12 protein-coding genes are annotated in these 20,382 nt (G+C 62.3%); 6 read left to right on the forward strand and 6 right to left on the reverse strand.

The window, feature by feature from the left end:
* The first annotated feature begins 781 nt into the window (after positions 1–781).
* Complete coding sequence (sppA, locus tag OUZ30_RS15350; RefSeq protein ID WP_266183307.1) at positions 782–2,647, forward strand: signal peptide peptidase SppA; 1,866 nt, start codon at positions 782–784, stop codon at positions 2,645–2,647.
* A 69-nt stretch (positions 2,648–2,716) separates the two neighbouring features.
* On the opposite strand, the gene OUZ30_RS15355 is transcribed toward sppA, so the two are convergent.
* Both OUZ30_RS15355 and OUZ30_RS15360 read right to left on the reverse strand, forming a co-directional pair.
* On the reverse strand, positions 2,717–3,541 hold the full coding sequence (locus OUZ30_RS15355; protein WP_266183308.1) for an ABC transporter ATP-binding protein: 825 nt from the start codon (positions 3,539–3,541) through the stop codon (positions 2,717–2,719).
* Between the two features lie 66 nt (positions 3,542–3,607).
* Positions 3,608–3,826, reverse strand: a complete 219-nt coding sequence (locus OUZ30_RS15360) for a hypothetical protein (RefSeq protein ID WP_266183309.1) — start codon at positions 3,824–3,826, stop codon at positions 3,608–3,610.
* A 103-nt stretch (positions 3,827–3,929) separates the two neighbouring features.
* Here OUZ30_RS15360 and OUZ30_RS15365 point away from each other — a divergent pair, with 103 nt between their 5' ends.
* Positions 3,930–4,712 carry an SDR family oxidoreductase gene (locus tag OUZ30_RS15365; protein WP_266183310.1) on the forward strand — a complete coding sequence of 261 codons (783 nt, stop codon included), beginning with the start codon at positions 3,930–3,932 and terminating at the stop codon, positions 4,710–4,712.
* A gap of 235 nt (positions 4,713–4,947) precedes the next feature.
* On the opposite strand, the gene OUZ30_RS15370 is transcribed toward OUZ30_RS15365, so the two are convergent.
* Both OUZ30_RS15370 and OUZ30_RS15375 read right to left on the reverse strand, forming a co-directional pair.
* Complete coding sequence (locus OUZ30_RS15370; protein WP_266183311.1) at positions 4,948–5,583, reverse strand: DUF4124 domain-containing protein; 636 nt, start codon at positions 5,581–5,583, stop codon at positions 4,948–4,950.
* Positions 5,584–5,597: 14 nt separating this feature from the next.
* Positions 5,598–6,542: a DegV family protein gene (locus OUZ30_RS15375; protein ID WP_266183312.1), complete on the reverse strand. Its 945-nt coding sequence runs from the start codon at positions 6,540–6,542 to the stop codon at positions 5,598–5,600.
* A gap of 510 nt (positions 6,543–7,052) precedes the next feature.
* Between OUZ30_RS15375 and OUZ30_RS15380 the strand changes: the two genes are divergently transcribed.
* The 4 genes from OUZ30_RS15380 to OUZ30_RS15395 all read left to right on the forward strand — a co-directional run bounded on the left by OUZ30_RS15380 (position 7,053) and on the right by OUZ30_RS15395 (position 16,927).
* On the forward strand, positions 7,053–7,844 hold the full coding sequence (locus OUZ30_RS15380; protein WP_266183555.1) for an AMP nucleosidase: 792 nt from the start codon (positions 7,053–7,055) through the stop codon (positions 7,842–7,844).
* Between the two features lie 435 nt (positions 7,845–8,279).
* Positions 8,280–11,270 carry a TonB-dependent receptor domain-containing protein gene (locus tag OUZ30_RS15385; RefSeq protein WP_266183313.1) on the forward strand — a complete coding sequence of 997 codons (2,991 nt, stop codon included), beginning with the start codon at positions 8,280–8,282 and terminating at the stop codon, positions 11,268–11,270.
* Between the two features lie 813 nt (positions 11,271–12,083).
* Positions 12,084–15,026, forward strand: coding sequence for a TonB-dependent receptor domain-containing protein (locus tag OUZ30_RS15390; RefSeq protein ID WP_266183314.1), 2,943 nt, complete (start codon positions 12,084–12,086; stop codon positions 15,024–15,026).
* A 71-nt stretch (positions 15,027–15,097) separates the two neighbouring features.
* Complete coding sequence (locus tag OUZ30_RS15395; RefSeq protein ID WP_266183315.1) at positions 15,098–16,927, forward strand: tetratricopeptide repeat-containing sulfotransferase family protein; 1,830 nt, start codon at positions 15,098–15,100, stop codon at positions 16,925–16,927.
* A gap of 76 nt (positions 16,928–17,003) precedes the next feature.
* Here the strand turns inward: OUZ30_RS15395 and OUZ30_RS15400 are convergent, their stop codons facing one another.
* Complete coding sequence (locus OUZ30_RS15400; protein WP_266183316.1) at positions 17,004–18,653, reverse strand: tetratricopeptide repeat-containing sulfotransferase family protein; 1,650 nt, start codon at positions 18,651–18,653, stop codon at positions 17,004–17,006.
* Complete coding sequence (locus tag OUZ30_RS15405) at positions 18,650–20,227, reverse strand: tetratricopeptide repeat-containing sulfotransferase family protein (protein WP_266183317.1); 1,578 nt, start codon at positions 20,225–20,227, stop codon at positions 18,650–18,652. The genes OUZ30_RS15400 and OUZ30_RS15405 overlap by 4 nt, the downstream gene beginning before the upstream one ends.
* Positions 20,228–20,382: the final 155 nt, after the last annotated feature.

Here is a 20,382-nt window from a genome sequence, read left to right on the forward strand (position 1 = left end):
TTTTGCGGGCCCAAAAGAAAAGTAACCCAAAGAAAATGGCCTCAAGAGCTGGCAGCATGGCGTCGGATAGAAGCGTCGGAAGGTCTGCGCAAGCAAATAGCTGGTCGCCCACGGCGAGACACAGCGGCTACCCCGCAACGCGCCAAAGCGGTGAGGACTTAAAATAGGCTCGGCAGACGGTCGAAACGCTTTTGGAACCCGACCGCCGATTCGGCCACCCCACCACTCCACCACCCGAGCTTTAAGCCCTCTACGCCTCGGCGCGTTGCGGGGTAGCCGCGGTGTGTCGGCCGTGGGCCGCCAGTCATTCGGCTGGCCACGCCCTTCAGGCTCGTATCCCGCGTAATGCTATGAGCTCTCAAGGCCATTTTCTTTGGGTTACTTTTCTTTTGGGCCAGCAAAAGAAAAGTGACCCGGACCGCGGCAGCGGTTCGGAACGCCCGCTGCGTAAGCGGCAAGCTGGCGACAACGCCCAGTTGTCGCGTAAGTGCGAGCACCCACCCCTCATCCCAACCTTCTCCCCCACAGGGACTACCTTCGGGTCGCCCGACGAGGAGAAGGAGCAAAGCGAGTAACCGAAACACCCGCGGCGTCCCACCGGTACTGCGTTCGGTCGTACGCGGCAAGCAGGCGATATGAGATCGGTAGCTGCCGTGTCGGGGACTGCCCTAGGGTCGCCCAGGGGCGAAGGGACCATCCCCCCATCTCATGTGTCATCAGCACCACATGACCTTCACCGCGCGAACGGCTACGCTGTTGCGGACATTCTGAGGAACTTCGCATGACGGAGCGTCGCCCCAACGGCTTTTGGGCCTTTCTCTGCGTCTTTGGGCGCGGCATCAACGTGGTCAGGCTGGTCATCCTCAACCTGGTCTTTTTCTTCGTCCTGTTCCTGCTGCTGCTGGTCATCACGGCCGGCCTTATAAGCAGCCGTGCCGATCGCGTCGTGCAGAATGACAGCGTGCTGGTGATCAAGCCGCAGGGTGAACTGGTCGAGCAATATAGTCTCGATCCGCTGCAGCGCGCACTGCAGACGTTTTCGGGTAACCCGCCCAGGCAGGTGCAGCTGCGTGATCTGGTCGGCGCCATCGACGCGGCGGCCAAGGACACGCGCATCACGCGCATTCTGCTCGAGCCCGGTGACATGCAGGGCGGTGGTTTTGCCGCGCTGCGCGAAGTCGGAGCCGCGCTCGACCGTTTTCGCGCCGCTGGCAAGCCGGTGGTCGTATGGGCTGCGGATCTCGACCAGGGCCAGTACTACCTCGCCGCCCATGCCGATCGCGTGCTGGTCGATCCGCAAGGTGGCGTGATGATTACCGGCCTCGCCAACTACCGCCTGTTCTACAAGAACCTGCTCGACAAGCTTGGCGTGGACGTGCACCTGTTCCGCGTAGGCCAGTTCAAGAGCGCGGCCGAGCCGTACATCCTCGACCATGCCTCGCCCGAAGCGAAGGAGGCGGACAGCTTCTGGATGGGCGGCTTGTGGGATACGTACATCAACGAAGTAGCGAAGCTGCGCAAGCTCGACCCCGCCACCTTGCGTGCGGATATCAATGGCCTGCCGGAGCAGATCGCCACGACGCGCGGCGATCTAGGGCAGCTCGCGCTCGAGCAGCATCTGGTCGACGGGGTGGCTACGCCGGCCGAGCTGGAAAACATGATGCGCAAGGAAGGCGTGCCCGCCGGCAAGAAGGGCGAAGGATTTCGCCAGGTTTCGTTCCAGCGCTACTCCAATAACCTGCCCAACGACGATGACACGTTCACGCCCGGTGTATCCGTGGTGGTGGCCGAGGGCGAGATTGCCGGTGGCAAGCAGCCGCAGGGAGAGGTGGGTGGTGAATCCACCGCGAAGCTGATCCGCGATGCTCGCCAGGACAAGCGCACCAAGGCGCTGGTGCTGCGCGTCAACTCGCCGGGTGGCGAGGTGTATGCGGCGGAGCAGATTCGTCGCGAAGTCGCGCTGACGCGTGCCGGTGGCATCCCCGTGGTGGTGTCGATGGGCAATGTGGCCGCCAGCGGTGGCTACTGGATCTCCATGAATGCCGATCGCATTTATGCGCAACCCAATACGATTACCGGTTCCATCGGCATCTTCGGCATGGTGCTTACGGTGCCAGGGACGCTGGACAAACTTGGCGTCAGGAGCGATGGCGTCAGCACCAGCCCGCTCGCTGGTGGCTTCGATATCACGCGCCCGCTTGATCCCAAGGCCGGTGGCGTGATTCAGGCGATCATCGAAAAAGGCTACCGTGATTTCGTCGGTCAGGTCGCGAAGGCGCGTGGGAAGCAATATGACGCCGTCGACACCATTGCGCAGGGCCGCGTGTGGACCGGGCAGCAGGCACTCGATCGCGGGCTGATTGATCAGCTTGGCGGTCTGAGCGAGGCGGTGGCTGACGCCGCCTCCCGCGCAAAGCTGGGCAAGAGCTACCCCGTGCGCTATGTGGAAGAGCCGCTAGGTGGCTTCGAGCAATTCCTGGTGGGGCTCAATGACAACGTCATGGTGCAGGCCGCACAGGCCTATGGCGTGCACCTGCCGGCATGGGTTGCGCAGATCGACATGATGGCGCCGGAATTGAAGCTGTTGCGTAACGCCAAGGCCGGCCATCCCAACGTGTACGCCTACTGTTTCTGCTCGCCGCGCTGAGTTCTCGCGCGGCGTATTCAGTCCATGGAAAGCCCCGCTCGAAGCGGGGCTCTTCATTGCGGCGATGCGCTACTCGATCGCTGCGCTGTAGTAGTCGCCGTGCCGCTGCACGCGTACCGGCATGCCAAACGTTTTGGACAAGGCGCTATCGGTAAGTACGTCGGCCTTGTCGCCATGCCGCATCAGATGACCATCGCGCAACAGCGCAACCTGCGTGATCTCCGGCAGGATCTCTTCGATGTGGTGCGTGACCAGCAGGAGCGTCGTGCCGCTGCGCGCAAGATGACGCAGGCTTTCCAGGAAGCGTCTACGGCTGGCCATATCGAGGCCTGCACATGGCTCATCGAGCAGCAGCGCGCGCGGTCGGTGCACCAGGGCGCGCGCAATCAGGACGCGCCTCGCTTCACCGGTGGACAAGCTGGCCATGCTTCGTCCACGCAGATGCTCCGCGCCTGCGTGAACCAAGGCCGCGTCGGCGCACTCGCGCATGGCTTCGGTGACACGATGATCGAGTCCCAGGCGCCGTGCAGCGAAGAAACTCGACAGTACAGCTTCGGCGACTTCCAGCGCAGCGTCGCTGGTGCAGTCGTCCTGTAACGACGGCGAGACGATGCCCAGCAGGCCGCGCAACTCGGAAACATGCCAGCGATCGCGATTGAACACGCGCATGGACGCACGCCCGTCGCCACGTGCGAGTGGATAGATTTCGCGCGTGATAAGCCGCACCAGGGTGGACTTGCCGGCGCCGTTGGCGCCGAGGATGGCGGTGTGTTCGCCCGCGTTGATGCGCAGGCTGAAGCGATCGAGGATAAGACGATCGCCGCGCATCACGCTGGCGTCGTCGAGCTCCAACAGGGGCACGCAGCCCAGGTCATCAGGGGAAGGGGCATTCATGCCGGGCACGATGCCCGCACGGACGTCGATTTGCCAAGTCCCCCTTATGGCATGGCCATGTGTCGGTTATTGCCCGGCCGCTTCCATCGCCTGGCGCTGCTTTTCGGCTTGCTGGTCGGCTGCCTTCTGCACGTCGCGGGCGCGTTGTTCGTCTTTTTTCATGTTGTCCCATGGCGTGGCGACGCGAGCCGTGCTGGCTGCCGCCGGCTGTGATTCCGGCGCCGGCGGCTTGCCGGAGCAGGCGGCGAGGGCACACAGGCAGAACATCGGGGCGAGCCATTTCATGGACGATCCTCGTTAGTGTCGATTGCAGTGTTGCGCCTGACGGCACGGGCGGCAAGCGCCTGCCCGGTTGGCGGAAGGCTGGGGCAGGTTCTAAGCTTCGCGCATGAATAGTCGCATCGACGCCTGGCAGCTGCAGGGCCATACCGCATTGATCACCGGTGCCAGCAAGGGCATCGGCTATGCCGCCGCACGTGAGCTGGCCGGCCTTGGCTCGAACCTGCTGCTGGTCGCGCGCGATGTCGACTACCTCGAACAGGTTCGGGTCGAGTTGGTCGACGATTATCCGGGCATCGAGGTGCTGGCCTTCGGCGCGGACCTCAGCGAGCAGGAGGAGCGGCTGGCGGTATTCGATTGGATTGCCGATCTCGGTGCGCCGCTGTCGCTGCTGGTCAATAACGCAGGTGGCAACCAGCCCGCGTCGACGTTGTCCTATCGCGAGGACGAATACCACGCCATCTTCGAGCAGAACGTGTTCTCTGCCTTCGAGATGTGCCGGCTGGCCCATCCGCAGCTCGTGCAGCATGCCAATGCGGCCATCGTCAATGTGGGCTCGGTCTCCGGCGTGACGCATGTGCGCACGGGGTCGCCTTATGGCATGAGCAAGGCGGCCTTGCATCAGCTCACGCGCAACCTCGCCGTGGAGTGGGCCACCGACGGTATCCGCGTCAACGCGGTGGCGCCGTGGTACATCCGCACTCAGCGCTCAGAGCCGGCCTTGGCCAACGATGAGTACCTGGACGAAGTGCTGGACCGCACGCCCCTGCGCCGCATTGGCGAACCCGAGGAAGTGGCTGCAGCGATTGCCTTCCTGTGCTTGCCTGCTGCCAGCTACATCACCGGCCAGGTGCTGGCGGTGGATGGTGGTTTCCTCAACTACGGCTTCTGAGCACGCGCTTATCCACAGCAGGTGTGGACAGCGGCCGGGCTAGCCTGTGGATAGGCACGGCAAGTGCCTGTCAGCGCGACGATTTCATCATCCTGCTTAGTCTGGCATCACGCGCCGCGCGGTTGTCCACAGGCTTTGGGGAAAGGTTGGTAGCAAGCCTGTGGAAAAGTGCGCAAGCGCTTTGTGTGGCAATGACTTGCATGACATTGCGCAAAGAATGCGCAACGTACGCGTCTCAGCAACCGCGTAGCTGCTCGCGTAATTCCCGCTCGCGTTTTTCCAGCGGCGGTTGATCGCTCTTGAAGGCGCGCCTGAGCTTGGTCTCGGTGGCGTCCAGAGCTTCGCGCAACGCGTGGCAGGTTTCCTGTGGCGTCAGTTCGCGGCACTGGTCCTGTACCCATACAAAGTAGTTGGCGATCAGCCCCGGCCTTATACGGCCACGATTGAGTTCGGGTGCGGATGCACCGGCGCTGTTGGGCGGTCCGTAGACCTGCGACAGCGGCAGTGACCCGGCGCCGAGGATGCCGTAGGGCACCTGGTACGGTTGCGGGTCACCGTTGTCGCTGAGATAAGTCTTGCCATCCGTGGCGCTGATGCAGGTATACATCAGCGGCAACGGCGGCAGCGGTTCAACTGGCTCCGGTGGTGGCGATGGTTCTGCCGCGACGGTGGCCGCGGGGGCTGGCGCCGGTGCCGGACGCATCACCGGCTTGGAATCGTCCAACTGCAGGGTCTGCTGGTGCTGGGTCCCGGGACAGGGCTTGTCCTGATAGATCGACCTGCCATCGGCCGTGGTGCATTTGTAGGCCGTGCCGGCGACGGCCGGCAGGCCAGCGCATGCGAGGATCACCAGGACCAACAGACGGATCATGCGGGAACCTGCTCTCAGAATTCGGCGACGTGTTCCTCGGCGGCAAAACCCAAGGTCACGGCGCCCTCACCGACGTTGACCATGCCGGTGATGCTCATGGGGGCTTCCATCAACTCTACGCCGCATGCTTCGCAGGTGGTGCGCAGTTCGGCATAGCCCGGCAGCTTGGCGAGTTCGGCCAGGTTGCCGCCGTAGCTGACGCAGACCGCCGGCACCAGCAAGCCCGCGCGCACGCGCTCGGCCGCGTAGTTGAACAAGGTCTCAGCGCCGTGATCGAAGCCACGCACCTTGCCGACCGGGCCCGTATCGCCGCGATAGCCGCGTAGCAGTGGCTTGATATCCAGGGCCGAGCCAAGCACGGCGCTGAACAGGCCTACGCTGCGATCGCCCTTTTTCTTTGCGCGTGCGCGCAGGTAGTAGAGATCGCGCGGCAGCATGTAGCCGTAGGAATTGTTGGCGATGTAGGTCAGACGCTCGCGGATGGCGGCAGGTGTCTCGCCGGCTTCGATCAACCGGATGGCCTCGACGATGGCCGGTGCCGTACCCGCGAACAGATTGCGCGTGTCGATGACGCGCATCAGGAAGGGGCCGGTGATGCCGCTTTTCTCGCGCACCGCACGATAGTTCTTGAGCACAGCGAAGCTGGCCTTGATCACGTGTTCGTTGATCGGGCTGCGCGTGGCCGTGATGGTGAGACAGAACACGCAGTCCTGTTCCAACACCAATTTTTCAAGAAACAGTTTCTGTACTTCCTCGACGGAGCAGGGCTCGGTCTCAGCCGAATGGCTACGACTGCCAAGGTTGCGATCGAGGAAACGATGAAGTTCGACCTGGCTGCGATTGTCGAGGAACACCTCGTCATCGACGCGCACGGTAATAGGCATCACCGCGATATTGTGTCTCTGTAGAAACGCCTGCGGTATATCGCAGGACGCGTCGATGGCTAACCCCATCCGCATCATGTCACCCCCCAGTGAACGGCGCTGCCAACATAGCATGGGGCGTGAAGGCTGCCGAGCCCGACGAATGGGTGATGTCTCGCGGTGTGCATTCAGGATGGTGCGGGCTGGTCGGCAGCGGAAATAGCGGCAGCTTTTATCGCCGCCGCCGATACGTATCGGCGGCGAACGGCTCCACTTGATCCGCCGCGTTGCGCGCTTCGTTGGCGTCGCTCAATGCAGCACACGCATACGCGCTGACGACGAACGGCGAGCATGCCACGCCGGTCCCGCTCGTCCCGCCACCCATGACCGTCGAGCGTGCCCATGCTGTTCTTCCTGGCGAGGATCTCCGCACGGTACGTGGCGGAGCCGGTGGCTACGAGGACGCATCAAGGCAGCAAGTGGAGGGTGTCGGCCTGGTTGCCCGTTGGCGCGAGTAAGATGCGCGCACTGATCTGGCATCTCGCCGGCGTGGCGTCGCCGGTAACGCGCAGCAGAACCAAGGCTGCGCCGACCTCATGGGGTCTTATGAAGGACAAACAGGAAATCGTCTCCAACTGGCTGCCACGCTATACCGGCACACCGCTGGAGCAGTTCGGTCAGCACATCCTGCTGACCAATTTTGGCCATTACGTAGATCAGTTCGCGCAATGGCACGGGGTGGAAGTGCAGGGCCGCGATCGGCCCATGCCCAACGCCACTGCCGATGGCATCACGCTGATCAACTTCGGCATGGGCAGTCCCAACGCCGCCACCGTGATGGACCTGCTCAGCGCCATCCGGCCCAAGGCGGCGTTGTTCCTCGGCAAATGCGGTGGCGTCAAAAAGAAGAATGCGATCGGCGACCTGGTGCTGCCGATTGCCGCCATTCGCGGCGAAGGCACGTCCAACGACTATCTGTTGCCGGAAGTCCCTGCGCTGCCTGCCTTCCAGCTGCAGCGCGGCGTCTCCACCACGATTCGCGACCTCGGCCACGACTACTGGACCGGCACGGTGTACACCACCAACCGCCGGGTCTGGGAGCATGACGAGGGTTTCAAGGATTATCTGCGGCGCACCCGCTGCATGGCCGTGGATATGGAAACGGCCACCATTTTTGCAGCCGGCTTCGCCAACAAGATTCCGTGTGGTGCCCTGTTATTGGTCTCCGATCAGCCGATGATACCCGAGGGTATTAAAACCGAGGCCAGCGACCGCGGTGTCACCGCGCAGTTTGTCGAGCGGCATATTCGCATCGGTATTGAGGCCTTGAAGCTGGTACGCCGCAATGGACGCAGCGTGAAGCATTTGCGCTTTGAGGACGACGCCGGCTTCGACTGAGCTCCCGTATTGAATAACTGAGCCAGGCTGGGCGCCACATGGCGCCCGGCCTGGGCTCACGGTTTTTTCACCGTGGTTTCACTGCAAACCCATGATTGTCTGCGGATGGCGGACGGCTTCACCGCGCCTGACGAATTAACAAATTAAGTCAATTCGAAATTAAGTTCGAATTAATGAAGATCACGTGAAGATTCATGAAAGATAATCCGAAAATGTAATTCACATGGTCTACACATAATCGATATTTTATTCGTTCATATTTAATTTCAAAGGTTATTTCTTGCTGTATAGATTTTATTGACTATCTGTAAGTAAAGCGTGATAAATGCCGGGCGCTTAGGCCTCTGGCCTATCCCTAATGTTTGGGTGTATTTGGCGCGGGTTTGGGGCGGGGACTTTTCCCAAATCCAGTCATTAATAATGGGAGGGTGTCTCATGAAGTTCGGGGAAAACAAACTTTGCACGTCGGTACGCCTGGCGCTGTCGCTCGGTATGCTCGCAGCGAGCGTCTATGGCACCGCAGCTTTCGCTCAAGATGCGCAGTCCGCTACACCACCGCCGCCACCGCCACCGCCGGATCAGGCCAAGAGCAAGACGCTGGAAACGGTCACGGTGACGGGTTCGCTGATTCGCCGCGTCGACGTCGAGACGTCCAGCCCGGTCGTGACGATCGACCGCTCCCAGATCCTGGCTAGCGGCAAGCAGACCCTGGGCGACCTGGTGCAGCAGCTGCCGGCGATGACCGGCGGCAACGTCAACCCGCAGACCAACAACGGTGGCGGTACCGGCGGTTCGAGCATCAACCTGCGCGGCCTGGGTTCACGCCGCACGCTGATCCTGGTCAACGGCCAGCGACTGCTCAGCAAGGATCCGAACGCCATTCCGGTCGATGCGATCGAACGCATCGAAGTGCTGCCGACCGGCGCCTCGGCGACCTACGGTTCGGACGCCATCGGTGGCGTGGTCAACTTCATCCTGCGCAAGAACTACCAGGGTGCGACGTTCACCGCCAACGTGGGTCAGTCCGACCGCAATGACGGCGACCAGACCGGCTATAGCTTCACTTTCGGGCAGACGTCCGACAAGGGAAACATCATGGCCGGCATCAGTTACAACAAGCAGGATGCCGTCTCCGCGGCGAACCGTGAATTCTCCAAGAATGCGGTCAGCCTTTCGGCGCATGGGCCCTTCATCGGTGGTTCGTCGTCAACGCCGGTGGGGTATATCCAGTTACCGGGGTTTGACGCCAACGGAAACCTTATCCCTGGCAGTCTGGCGGATCAGTTCGGGGGGTGCACGCACGTATCGCTGAGCAAGGGTGGCAATAGCCAGATAGTCAACACGGCGAACTATCACTGCTATACCAACGCCGACAAGTACAACTTCGCGGCGGTAAACCTGATCATGACGCCGCAGGAGCGTACCAGTGGCTACATCTTCGGTGACTACCATCTCACTGACCACGTCACGGCCTACGTAGACGCCATCTATACCAAGACCTCGTCCAACTTCCAGTTGGCACCGGCGGTATACGGCTCGGACACGACCGGCGCGAATATCGATGTCGCCAATGCCTTCAACCCGTTCGGTGTGGGCTTCGGGACCTCTGGCAACCAGTTCCGTTCACGCCTGACCTCGAACGGCAACCGTACGGCGGCGAGCGGCAGGAACGATGCCCAGATCAATACCGGCTTCAAGGGTGACTTCACTGTCTGGGACAAGAACTGGAACTGGGACGTCGGCTACAACTACGGCCATGAGAGCATCGTGACCACCACGGGCGGCCTCGTTGACCAGACCCAGCTGTATACCGGGCCCTCCGCGATTGGTGCGGATGGCCTCGCAGTGGCGACCAATGGCGGCACCTGCCCCAGCGTCGTGGCTTGTCAGTTCAACCCGTTCGACATCAATACGCCAGGCTCGGTCGCGGCAATCAAGGCGGCGGACGTGGTGGCCCCGTCCAATTCCTATACGATCGAAAAGACCTGGCACGCGGGCATCAACGGCGAGGTGGTGAGCCTGCCGGCCGGTGCGGTGCAGCTGGCGGTGGGTGCTGAGTACCGCACCGAATACCAGCGCACCATTCCTGCTCCGCAGCTGGTGATCGATCCCACCACCGGCACCTGTGCCCTGGGCAGCCAGTGCATCAGCGCGGTGCAAGGCGGCTATAACACCAAGGAAATCTACGCCGAGGCGTTCTTTCCGATCCTCTCTGGCATGCCGGGTGTGCAGTCGCTTAACCTGACCGTGGGTAGCCGCTATTCCAAGATCCAGACCTTCGGCAGCACGAACAACTTCAAGTTCGCGCTCGAATGGAAGCCGATCGACGACCTGCTGGTGCGTGGCACGATGGAAGATGTATTCCGCGCGCCCAACCTCACCGAACTCTTTGTCTCGGGTTCCGATGCGCCGTTCATCCATACCGATCCGTGTACGGGCTTCACTGGCGCTCCGGCGGGCTCGCCGCTGGCGCTGGCCTGCCAGTACGTGCCGCCCAATGGTACGTTCCAGAACACAGCCATCGTGTCGCAGACGCAGTCCTCCACCGTGATCCAGGGCGCCCGCGTGGCTGGTTTCCCAGTCAAGCCGGAACATGGCACCTCGTATGACTTTGGCCTGGTATACAGCCCATCGTACGTGCCTGGCCTGTCCACCACGCTGGATGTCTGGCGTGTGCAGTTGAGGGATACCATCGTCAATGTGGGCCTGCAAAGCCTGCTCAACCTGTGCGCGGCCGGGTCGACTATCTATTGTCAGTACATTCACCGCACGCCAAGCGGCCCAAATGCAGGCCAGTTGCTGCAGTCCACGGTGGAGCCGGTGGGCAATCTGGGCAGCCTGAGCACGTCCGGCATCGACTGGCAGGCGAACTACAAGCTGCCGCAGTTCTCCTTCGGTCAGTTCAATGTGGGCGTCAACGCCACCTACCTGAAGTACTACACCCAGGAAACCGCGCCGGGCGTGGCAGGCAATGTCACGTACCAGAATGCAGGTCGCTTTCTGCCGTTTGGTTCCGCACAGGCCGCTGCCTGTCCCGATAACACGGGCGTGTGCCTGTTCCCGCGCTGGCGTGCCCAGGGCTTCGTCGATTGGCAGCAGTATGGCTGGAGTGCCCAGTGGCGTCTGCGCTGGATTGGCAGCTTCTCCAACGGTGGTGCCGCGGGCTCCCAGTACGACACGTTCCCGGCTGGCACCTCCGGTGGCCCGGGCGTAGTCCTCCACTACGGCTCGACCATGTATAACGATGCGTCGATCGGCTACAACATCGCGATGATCAATACGCGTGTCGACTTTGGTGTCAACAATATCTTCGACAAGCAGCCGCCCATCCTGTACGCCAACAACACACTCAATGCCAACACCGACCCGAGCGACTTCGACCTGATGGGGCGTTATTACTACGCTCGCGTAACGGTCAAGTTCTAACTCGACTGCTGTAGCCGTCAACCTCGAAGGGCCGCGTGGATCATTCACGCGGCCTTTTTTATGGCCGCTTGTGTAGCACTCCCGTTGCAGCCGCTCGCCGGACGGTGGGCATCGAGCGGGTGGCGGCAGCTGTGATGACGTCGGCCAGGGAGGTCGGTGTCGCCCAGGGGCGTCCGTCAGCACGCCCCCGATGTGCAGAGGAGCCCGCCAGGGCTTAGGACGTGGAGGCGGGGCCAATGCCACCGCATTGGCCGTCGAATTGGCTGGTGGAGGCCATTTCGACCTCAATTCCGCCCCGAAACCTGAAGGAATCAAGAACCGAAATGAGCCATCGCGGCGTGGCAACGCAATTTATTGGCTGCCGCATACGCATAGGTATTGATGCAGTGAAGCGGGAGCGTCGTCCAGTCGGGCGCGGGCGACATCGCGCTCGCGGATGTATGGGCGACCTTCCGTTAAATCACTGTAAATCAATGACATGGGGCTTGTTCTGGCTTAGCGCCCCATGGGCTCCCACCACCTCGTTTGTTCCATTGCGCTCGAGACAGCCTGATCGGTGCCCCCGCAGCGCAGCGCCGGGTGCGACCTAAGACTGGTTAGGATGATCGGCGCAAGTCGCAAGGGCTTGCGAGTATGCGTGGGAAAATGCCGTTGCACAATGTATAAATTTTGTTGACTATTCGTAAGCAGAGCGCAATAAAATGCGTAGCGCTTTGACTACAAGATCTCCCTGCGATGGGTGAGTAGGGCGCAGGTTTGGAGCGGGGATTTTTTCCAAATCCAGTCATAAATAAATAACGGGAGGGTGTCTCAATGAAGTTCGGGGAAAATAAACTGTGCACGTCGGTGCGCCTGGCTCTGTCGCTGGGTGTGCTTGCTGCTAGCACCTACGGCACTGCCGCTTTCGCGCAGGACGCGCAGACCACCAGCACGGCACCGGAAGCGACCAAGAGCAAGACGCTCGAAACGGTCACCGTGACCGGTTCGCTGATCCGCCGCGTCGACGTCGAGACGTCCAGCCCGGTCGTGACCATTGACCGCGCTCAGATCCAGGCCACCGGCAAGCAGACGCTGGGCGACCTGGTGCAGCAGCTGCCGGCCATGACCGGCGGCAACGTCAACCCGCAGACCAACAACGGTGGCGGTACCGGCGGTTCGTCCATCAACCTGCGCGGCCTGGGTTCCAAGCGCACGCTGATCCTGATCGACGGCCAGCGCCTGCTCAGCAAGGATCCGAACGCCATTCCGGCCGACGCGATCGAGCGTATCGAAGTGCTGCCGACCGGCGCCTCGGCGACCTACGGTTCGGACGCCATCGGTGGCGTGGTCAACTTCATCCTGCGCAAGAACTACCAGGGTGCGACCTTCGCTGCGAACGTCGGTCAGTCTGACCGCAACGACGGTGACCAGAGCGGCTATACCTTCACTTTCGGACAGACGTCCGACAAGGGAAGCATCATGGCCGGCCTGAACTACAACAAGCAGGACGGTGTTGAGTCGGCCAACCGCGCCTTCTCCAAGAATGCCCTGAGTATCTCGGGCAGCACGGTCGCCGTTGGTGGTTCGTCGTCGACCCCGGTTGGCCATATCCAGCTTAGCCCGGCCCTTGCTAGCCAGTTCGGCTGCAAGTACGTCTCGCTGAGCCCGGGTGGCAACAGCCAGGTCGTCAGTAACGCGAACTATCACTGCTACACCAACGCCGACAAGTACAACTACGCGGCGGTCAACCTGATCATGACCCCGCAGGAGCGCACTGGCGGCTTCCTGAACGGCGACTACCACCTCGGCGACCACGTGACGGCTTACGTGGATGCGGTCTACCAGAAGACCTCGTCCAACTTCCAGCTGGCGCCGGCGGTCTATGGCACCGGCACGGGTGCGGTGATTGCGCAGGACAACGCGTTCAACCAGTTCGGCGTGCCGTTTGGCATTCCTGCCAGCAAGGCGGATCCCTCCAGGGCCTTTGGCTCACGCCTGGTTTCGAACGGTTTCCGTCAGGCTCTCAATGGCAGGACCGACGCCCAGATCAATACGGGCTTCCGCGGTGACTTCACCGTTTGGGACAAGAACTGGAACTGGGACGCCGGCTTCAACTACGGTCACGAAAGTGCCGTTGCGACGACGGCAGGCCTGGTCGACCAGACCAAGCTGTATACGGGTTCCTCCACGATCGGTGCGGATGGTCTGGCAACCAGCCCCAACTGCGTCAGCGTGGTGCAGTGCCAGTTCAACCCATTTGACATCAATTCGCCGGGTTCGGTCGCAGCGATCAAGGCCGCCAATGTAACGGCGCCTTCGAATTCCTACTCGATCGAAAAGACCTGGCACGCGGGTATCAACGGCGAAGTCTTCACCCTGCCGGCCGGTGGTGTGCAGCTGGCCGTCGGTGCCGAGTACCGCACGGACTACGCTCGGTCGATTCCGGCTCCGCAGCTGGTGGTGGATCCCACGACCGGTTCCTGTGTCCTGGGCAGCCAGTGCCTCAGCGCCGTCCAGGGTGGTTACAGCACCAAGGACATCTACGCCGAAACGTTCATCCCGATCCTCTCGGGCCTGCCGGGCGTACAGTCGCTTAACCTGACCATCGGCAGCCGTTATTCGAAGATCCAGACCTTCGGCAGCACGAACAACTTCAAGTTTGCGATCGAATACAAGCCGTTCGACGACCTGTTGCTGCGTGGCACGATGGAAGATGTGTTCCGCGCGCCGACCCTCAGCGAGCTCTACTTCGCTGGTTCCGACGCACCGCTGATTCACACCGATCCCTGTACCGGTTTCACGGGTGCGCCGGCCGGTTCGCCGATGGCCCTGGCTTGCCAGAACGTGCCTACCGATGGAACGTTCACGAACAACAACGTAACAGCCCAGACCCAGGCAGGCACCCTCCTGCAGGGTTCACGCGTGGCCGGTTTCCCGGTCAAGCCGGAGCACGGCACGTCGTATGACTTCGGCTTCGTGTACAGCCCGTCGTATGTGGCAGGCCTGTCCACCACGGTCGACTTCTGGCGCGTGCAGCTGCGTGACACCATCACCTCGATTGGCCTGCAGAGCTTGCTCAATCTGTGCGCCGCTGGCTCGACGCAGTACTGCCAGTACATTCACCGTGATGGCGCAGGTCAGATCGCACCGTCGACGGTCGAGCCGACCGGCAACCTTGGTAGCCTGAGCACCAGTGGTGTCGACTTCTCGGCCAACTACAAGCTGCCGCAGTTCTCGTTTGGCCAGTTCAATGTCGGCGTCAATGCGACCTACCTGAAGTACTACACGCAGGAAACCTCGCCGGGCGTTGAGGGCAACGTTACGTACCAGAATGCCGGTCGTTTCCTGCCGTACGGTTCCGCGCAGTCGGCTGCCTGCCCGGATAACGTGGGCGTTTGCTTGTTCCCGCGCTGGCGTGCACAGGGCTACGCGGATTGGCAGATGGGTGGCTGGAGTGCCCAGTGGCGTATGCGCTGGATCGGCGCCTTCAAGAACGGCGGTGCTGCAGGCTCGCAGTACGATACGTTCCCGACCTGCGGTCCGATCACCTGTAACGAAGGTGTCGTCCTGCACTACGGTTCGACGATGTACAACGACGTGTCGCTCGGCTACAACATCGCTCCGATCAATACGCGCGTGGACTTCGGCGTGAACAACCTGTTCGACAAGCAGCCGCCTATGCTGTTCGCGAACAACACGCTCAATGCCAACACCGACCCGAGCGACTTCGACCTGATGGGCCGCTACTTCTGGGCTCGCGTGACGGTCAAGTTCTAAGTCGATAGAAGAAGCGTTAGTCTTGAGGGGCCGCGTGAGTTTTTCGCGCGGCCCTTTTTTTATGGGTCATCATGCAAAACCTCATTCCCCAGGTCGCCGCCGCGCTCAGCGCGGGTCAGCCGCAGCAAGCCGAGCAGCTATGCCGGGCTGCCTTGATCGAGCAGCCGCGCGACGAGAGTCTCCTGCTGCTGCTGGCCATGAGCCTGCAAGCCCAGCAGCGCCTGTCGGAAGCCCTGCCGGTGTACGCCGAGCTTACGCGGCTATTCCCGACCGGCAGTCTGCATTGGAATAATTACGCCACGGTCATGGTCGATGCCGGTATGCCGGAGGAGGCCAGGGCAGCCTATGCGAAAGCGATCCAACTGGATCCGGGCAATGTGCTCCCGCGGAGCCAGCTGGGGCTTTTGCTGATCGAGCTGCAAGACTACCTGGGCGCCCGCACCGTGCTGCTGGAGGCATTGGCTTTGGCTCCGGAGTCTATTGAGGGGCGCATCAATGCCGCCAGGGCGTGTTGCCATTGCCAGGATGACGAGGGTGCCGACGGTTTGCTGAAACCCTGGCCTACCTGGCTGCCCATGCATAACGACGAGCTTCAAGTGAGCTTGGCCCAGGTGCTGACGCTGAATAGCGACATTCCCCCGGCGGCTGAGCTGCTGGAGGATGTGATTGCCCGGCAGCCGGGTCACCTGGACGCGAGGCTGCTGTTGGCCAACCTCTACGAGCGGCTCAATCGGCTGACCGATGCCGAGGCGATGCTCTCGCCGGTGATGGAGCCCGGAGCCGGGGCGTCCGCCGTCCAGCGCAACGAAGGCGATCACCTGTTGGCGTCACTGGCGCTGCGCAGGAAAGACTTCGCGCGCGCAAGGCAACTGTTGGAGCAAAGCGGACCGCAGGGCGACGACGATTATGTCCACTATTTCCAGCTGGCTGCCGTGTGCGACAAGCAAGGGGATACGGAGATGGCCATGCGTGCCCTGCACGAAGCACACCGCCTGGAGGCCAGGGAGAGGCGCATCGACTCGCCTGAGTATTTCACGCCCTTGTCGCCTGCCATGCCGGTTGACGCCCCAGGAGTAACAGCTGAGCAGTATCCCAACTGGCCGCAGTTTATAGCGCCAGAGGCGCACGACTCGCCGATCTTTGTGGTGGGGTTCCCTCGCTCAGGCACGACCATGCTCGAGCAGATGCTGGACGCGCACCCCGGCCTGCAATCCATGGATGAGAACCCGTTCTTCAATCGTCTTGCCACCACGCTACGCAATCACGACCCACGCATCCTCGAAGATCTCAGCGTGTTGCGACAATACGACTGTGACGAGCTGCGCAAGCTCTACTACAAAATGGTGGCCGAGCGCATATTGCGCCGCGAGGGCACACGGCTGGTCGACAAGAATCCACTGAACATGCAGTGGTTGCCGATGATCTATCGACTGTTTCCCGAAGCGAAGTTCATCCTGGCGCTGCGCCATCCCTGCGACGTGATCCTCAGTTGCTATATGCAGAGCTTCCGTTCCCGTGGCCTGGCGGCGGCCTGCAGCACCCTGGATCGTCTCGCCCACGCGTACGTGGAGACCATGACGCGCTGGCTTGAGCAGGTGAGTGTCTTGCAGCCGACGTTACTGGTTTCGCGTTACGAAAACCTGGTTGCCGACTTTCCGCAACAGACCGCGCGAATCGCACAATTCCTTGGCTTGGACGATGCCTCAGCGATGTTGCGCTTCGACCACCATGCGCGCAACAAGGCCTTTATCGGCACGCCTAGTTATTCGCAGGTGATCGAGCCGGTAAACCGTAAGGGCTTGGGCCGGTGGCACAACTATCGCCGCGAGTTTGAACCGCTATTACCGATCCTTGAACCGATGTTGCTCCACTGGGAATATTCGACTGACGCGAGCGCCTGAGACGTCGTCTTCGCCTGCCGGGAGCACCTATTGCGGTGCCGGCAGGCGTGGCAAAGGTCACGCGGTACCGTCGTTGTCAGTGCTGGGAAATTCGCAGCAGTTCGGGCAAATAGGGGGCGTAATCGCGCCAGCGTCCGGCGGAACGGGTATGCACCGGCTGGCGGGCCTGCCATGCACTGGCCGTGCTGATGCCGCGGCTCTCCTGCGCGGGTTCGACCATCGCGGCGGCGGGTAAGCCCAGCCATTCGGCCAGCGCTGCCACGCCGTCGTCCGGCGCAGCCACCAATGCCTCGTAATGCACGGTACGGATCGAGGCGGGATAGCGTTCGCGCCAATGCGCCATCAGCCGACGGCAACCCTGGATCACCGTGGCGATGTCGCTGAAGTCATAGGCGTAGTCGTGCGCCTGGTCATGAAACGATTGCGTCCATAGCGACAGCGCGGTATCGCGCGCATCGCGCTCGCAATGGATGATGCGGGCGTTCGGCCACAGCGTCATGATCAAGTCGACGTGCATTAGATTCAGCGGTTGCTTGTCGACGAACCAGTGCGCGTTCGAGTCGTCCTGGCGCAGCTGTGCCGCGTAGAGCGCGGCCGCTTCCTGAAACGGTTCGCGTTGGCTCGTTGGCGTCAACGAGAGCCTCTGTGCAATCACCTGCAGCCAGCCCAGTTCACCGCGATTGCATACCTGCGGGTGTCGCGCGATCAGTTCCGCCAGCAACGTCGTGCCGGAGCGCGGCACGCCCACGATGAACACCGGCGTCCAGTCGGCGGGCGCCGGTAGCGTCCATGGATAGGCAGGGGCGGTCAGGCGTGCCTCGACGGCGCGCTTCCACTGCTTGCGCGGCCAGGCGCGGGCGGTGTGTGCACGCGCATTGGCTTCGCTGAAATAGCGCGCGGCCTGGGCATGGTCGGCCATGTCGTCATGGGCCTTGCCGAGAGCGAACAGGGTCGTCGTACGCGCCTGGTCGCTCAGCCCGGGGCGCCCAAGCACGTCGCGAAACAGGGCGAAGTCAGGGTGATTGGCGTCGCGGTAACGCTGCAGTCCGGACAAGCCGATCGGGATGTTCCATTCCACGGCCTGTGCGTCGTGGCTCAGTGCGAAGCCGTAGTGTTCGCGCACGCGCTCAAACTGGCCAAGCTGGATGCCCAGCATGCCCGCATAGGCATGCAGGCGCGGGTCCTCGGAGCCCGCGGCGATGGCCACTTCGCAGATTCGCGCGGCGTCTTGTGGGCGTCCGTAGTCATCGAGCATCTCCACGGCCTGAATCACCGTGTCCTCATCATGCGGGCCGTGATCGAACAGTTGCTGCACGGCCTCTGCTGCGGCCCGCATGCGGCCTTGTTCACGCAACAGGCGGGCCAGCAAAAAGGTCGCCCCGATATGCTCCGGATGTTTGGACAGCCAGTCGCGCAGTAACGTTTCGGCCTGTGCGTGTCGTTGCATCTGCCAGCACAGGCCCGCCAGTCCGACACTCAGGTCAGCAGAAACGGGATAGTGGGTTGTCGCGGCGGCGAATACCTCCAACGCCGTTTCCAGCTCGGTGCGCAGCACCAGGGCTCGGCCGCATTCCAGCCAGGCCTGTTCGGAGGCATCCGACAGCGCAACGATCAGTGATTGACGAGCACGTTGCGGTGAACCCTGGGCGAGTTGCTGATCGTAAATCGCCAGGCCACGTTGGCTCGCGCTCGAGGATTCCACCGGGATGCCCGCAGATACGCTCATGACTGGAACGGTGGCAGGTTCAGTGCCTTGCGCAATGGATCGAGCAGGCTGCCATAACGATGCGAGCGGGCCGTATCGCGGCGCAAGGGCTGGCGCACCTGGGTAGCGCTGGGCGAACGCACGTCGCGCACGTTTTCATGAAAATTGAGGCAGGCCTCTTCGTACGGCAACTGGCAGAACGCCAGCAGCTCGCGGATCTGCGGTTCCGCATCGGCAACCAGTGCTTCGTAGCTGTTTTCGCGGACAAACCCGGGGTGCAGCGCGGCACTGCGCGTCACGCTGCGATCAAAGTCACGCCAGAAGCTGGCCAGATCGTCAAACGTGCGGCTGTAGCCGTTGCTGTAGTCGAGCTGTTGGCGATAGCAGGAGAAGCAAGTCTCCAGCGGATCGCGGCGACAGACCAGGATGCGTGCGCCCGGCAACATCGCGCGAATGGCGCCGATGTAGATCCAGTTGTTGGGCAGCTTGTCGGTGAAGACCGGACGCTCGCGGCGCCAGTGCGCTGTCCGCTCCAGGTAGCGTTGCCCCAGGCGCTGCCAGTCCTGCGCTTGCATGTCGCTGGTCCATTGCGGGAATGGCTTGCCGCGGCGACGCGACTCCTCGGCCAGCACCTGCGGCAAATCAGGCAGCTCACCGGCACCTTCCACTTGCGAATGCGAGGCGAGGATTTGTTCGATCAGCGTCGAGCCGGAGCGTGGCAGGCTGACGATGAAGATCACCTCATGCCCCAGCGACTCGGCGGCAGCTTGAGGGACCGACTCGAACGCGCTGGAAATCGCCGCGACGCTGTTTGAGAACGCTGACGCGTTCCAGGTCTGCTGGCGGCGGGCGATGGTATTGGCCGTCGCCAGGGCGCGCAGCGATTCGTCGTATCGGCCCGCGTCGTCCAGCGCCTTGGCCAGGGCGAAGCCGATCGCGGTGCGGTCGTGTTCGCTCGCCTCCGGGCGTTGCAGTGCCGCACGCATCTGGGCGACATCATCCTCGCTGAAGCGCTGCGTCTTGAGATCGGCCAGGCCCCACCAGGCCATGCCCGCGGCGGGATGCCTGGCGATCAGCGTGCGGTACTCCGCTGCGGCTTCCGTCACCCGCCCACGCGTGCGCAGCAGATCAGCGAGCAGCGCGCGTGCGGCGACATGGTCGGGCGCCAGCGCGATGGCGCGCTGCAGGGCTTCCACCGCTTCCTCGTTGCGCACGCATTTGGTCAGCATGATGCCGAGGTTGTACCAGGCCAGGGCGAGACCAGGCTGCAGCTCGCAGCTGCGTCGCAGGGCCTGGATCGCCGCCTCGAATTCGCCGCTGCTGCCCAGCAGCGAACCCATGGTGTTGTAGTAGAGCGGGTCCTGCGGGCGTTGCGTCAGCGCGCGCTGCATGACCCGAATGGCGTCCTGGTGCTCACCGCGCAAGCTATGCACACCGGCCTTCATCCGCAGCACTTCGGGGTGGTCCGGATAAGCGGCCAGGGCAGCAGATAAATGCTGGTCGGCCTCGGCCACGCGCCCGGCGTCGAGCGCCTGTCCTGCGATCATCACGTGTTGGGTGGCGGCTGGTCCCAGACCTTGTAGACGCGGATTCATCAAAACCCCTCTCAGGACGGTGTTTCCGCAGTGCATCATCCGGCGGGCATCACGATGCGTACGGCCTCACAAAACGCGTCTATTATGCCCATACCCGCCGCGACGAGGCCGGCGGTCTTTGCATGGGGTAGTTACGGGGCATGGCAGTAGATCAG

It is taken from the genome of Dyella humicola (assembly GCF_026283945.1).
Taxonomy (GTDB): Bacteria; Pseudomonadota; Gammaproteobacteria; order Xanthomonadales; family Rhodanobacteraceae; genus Dyella; species Dyella humicola.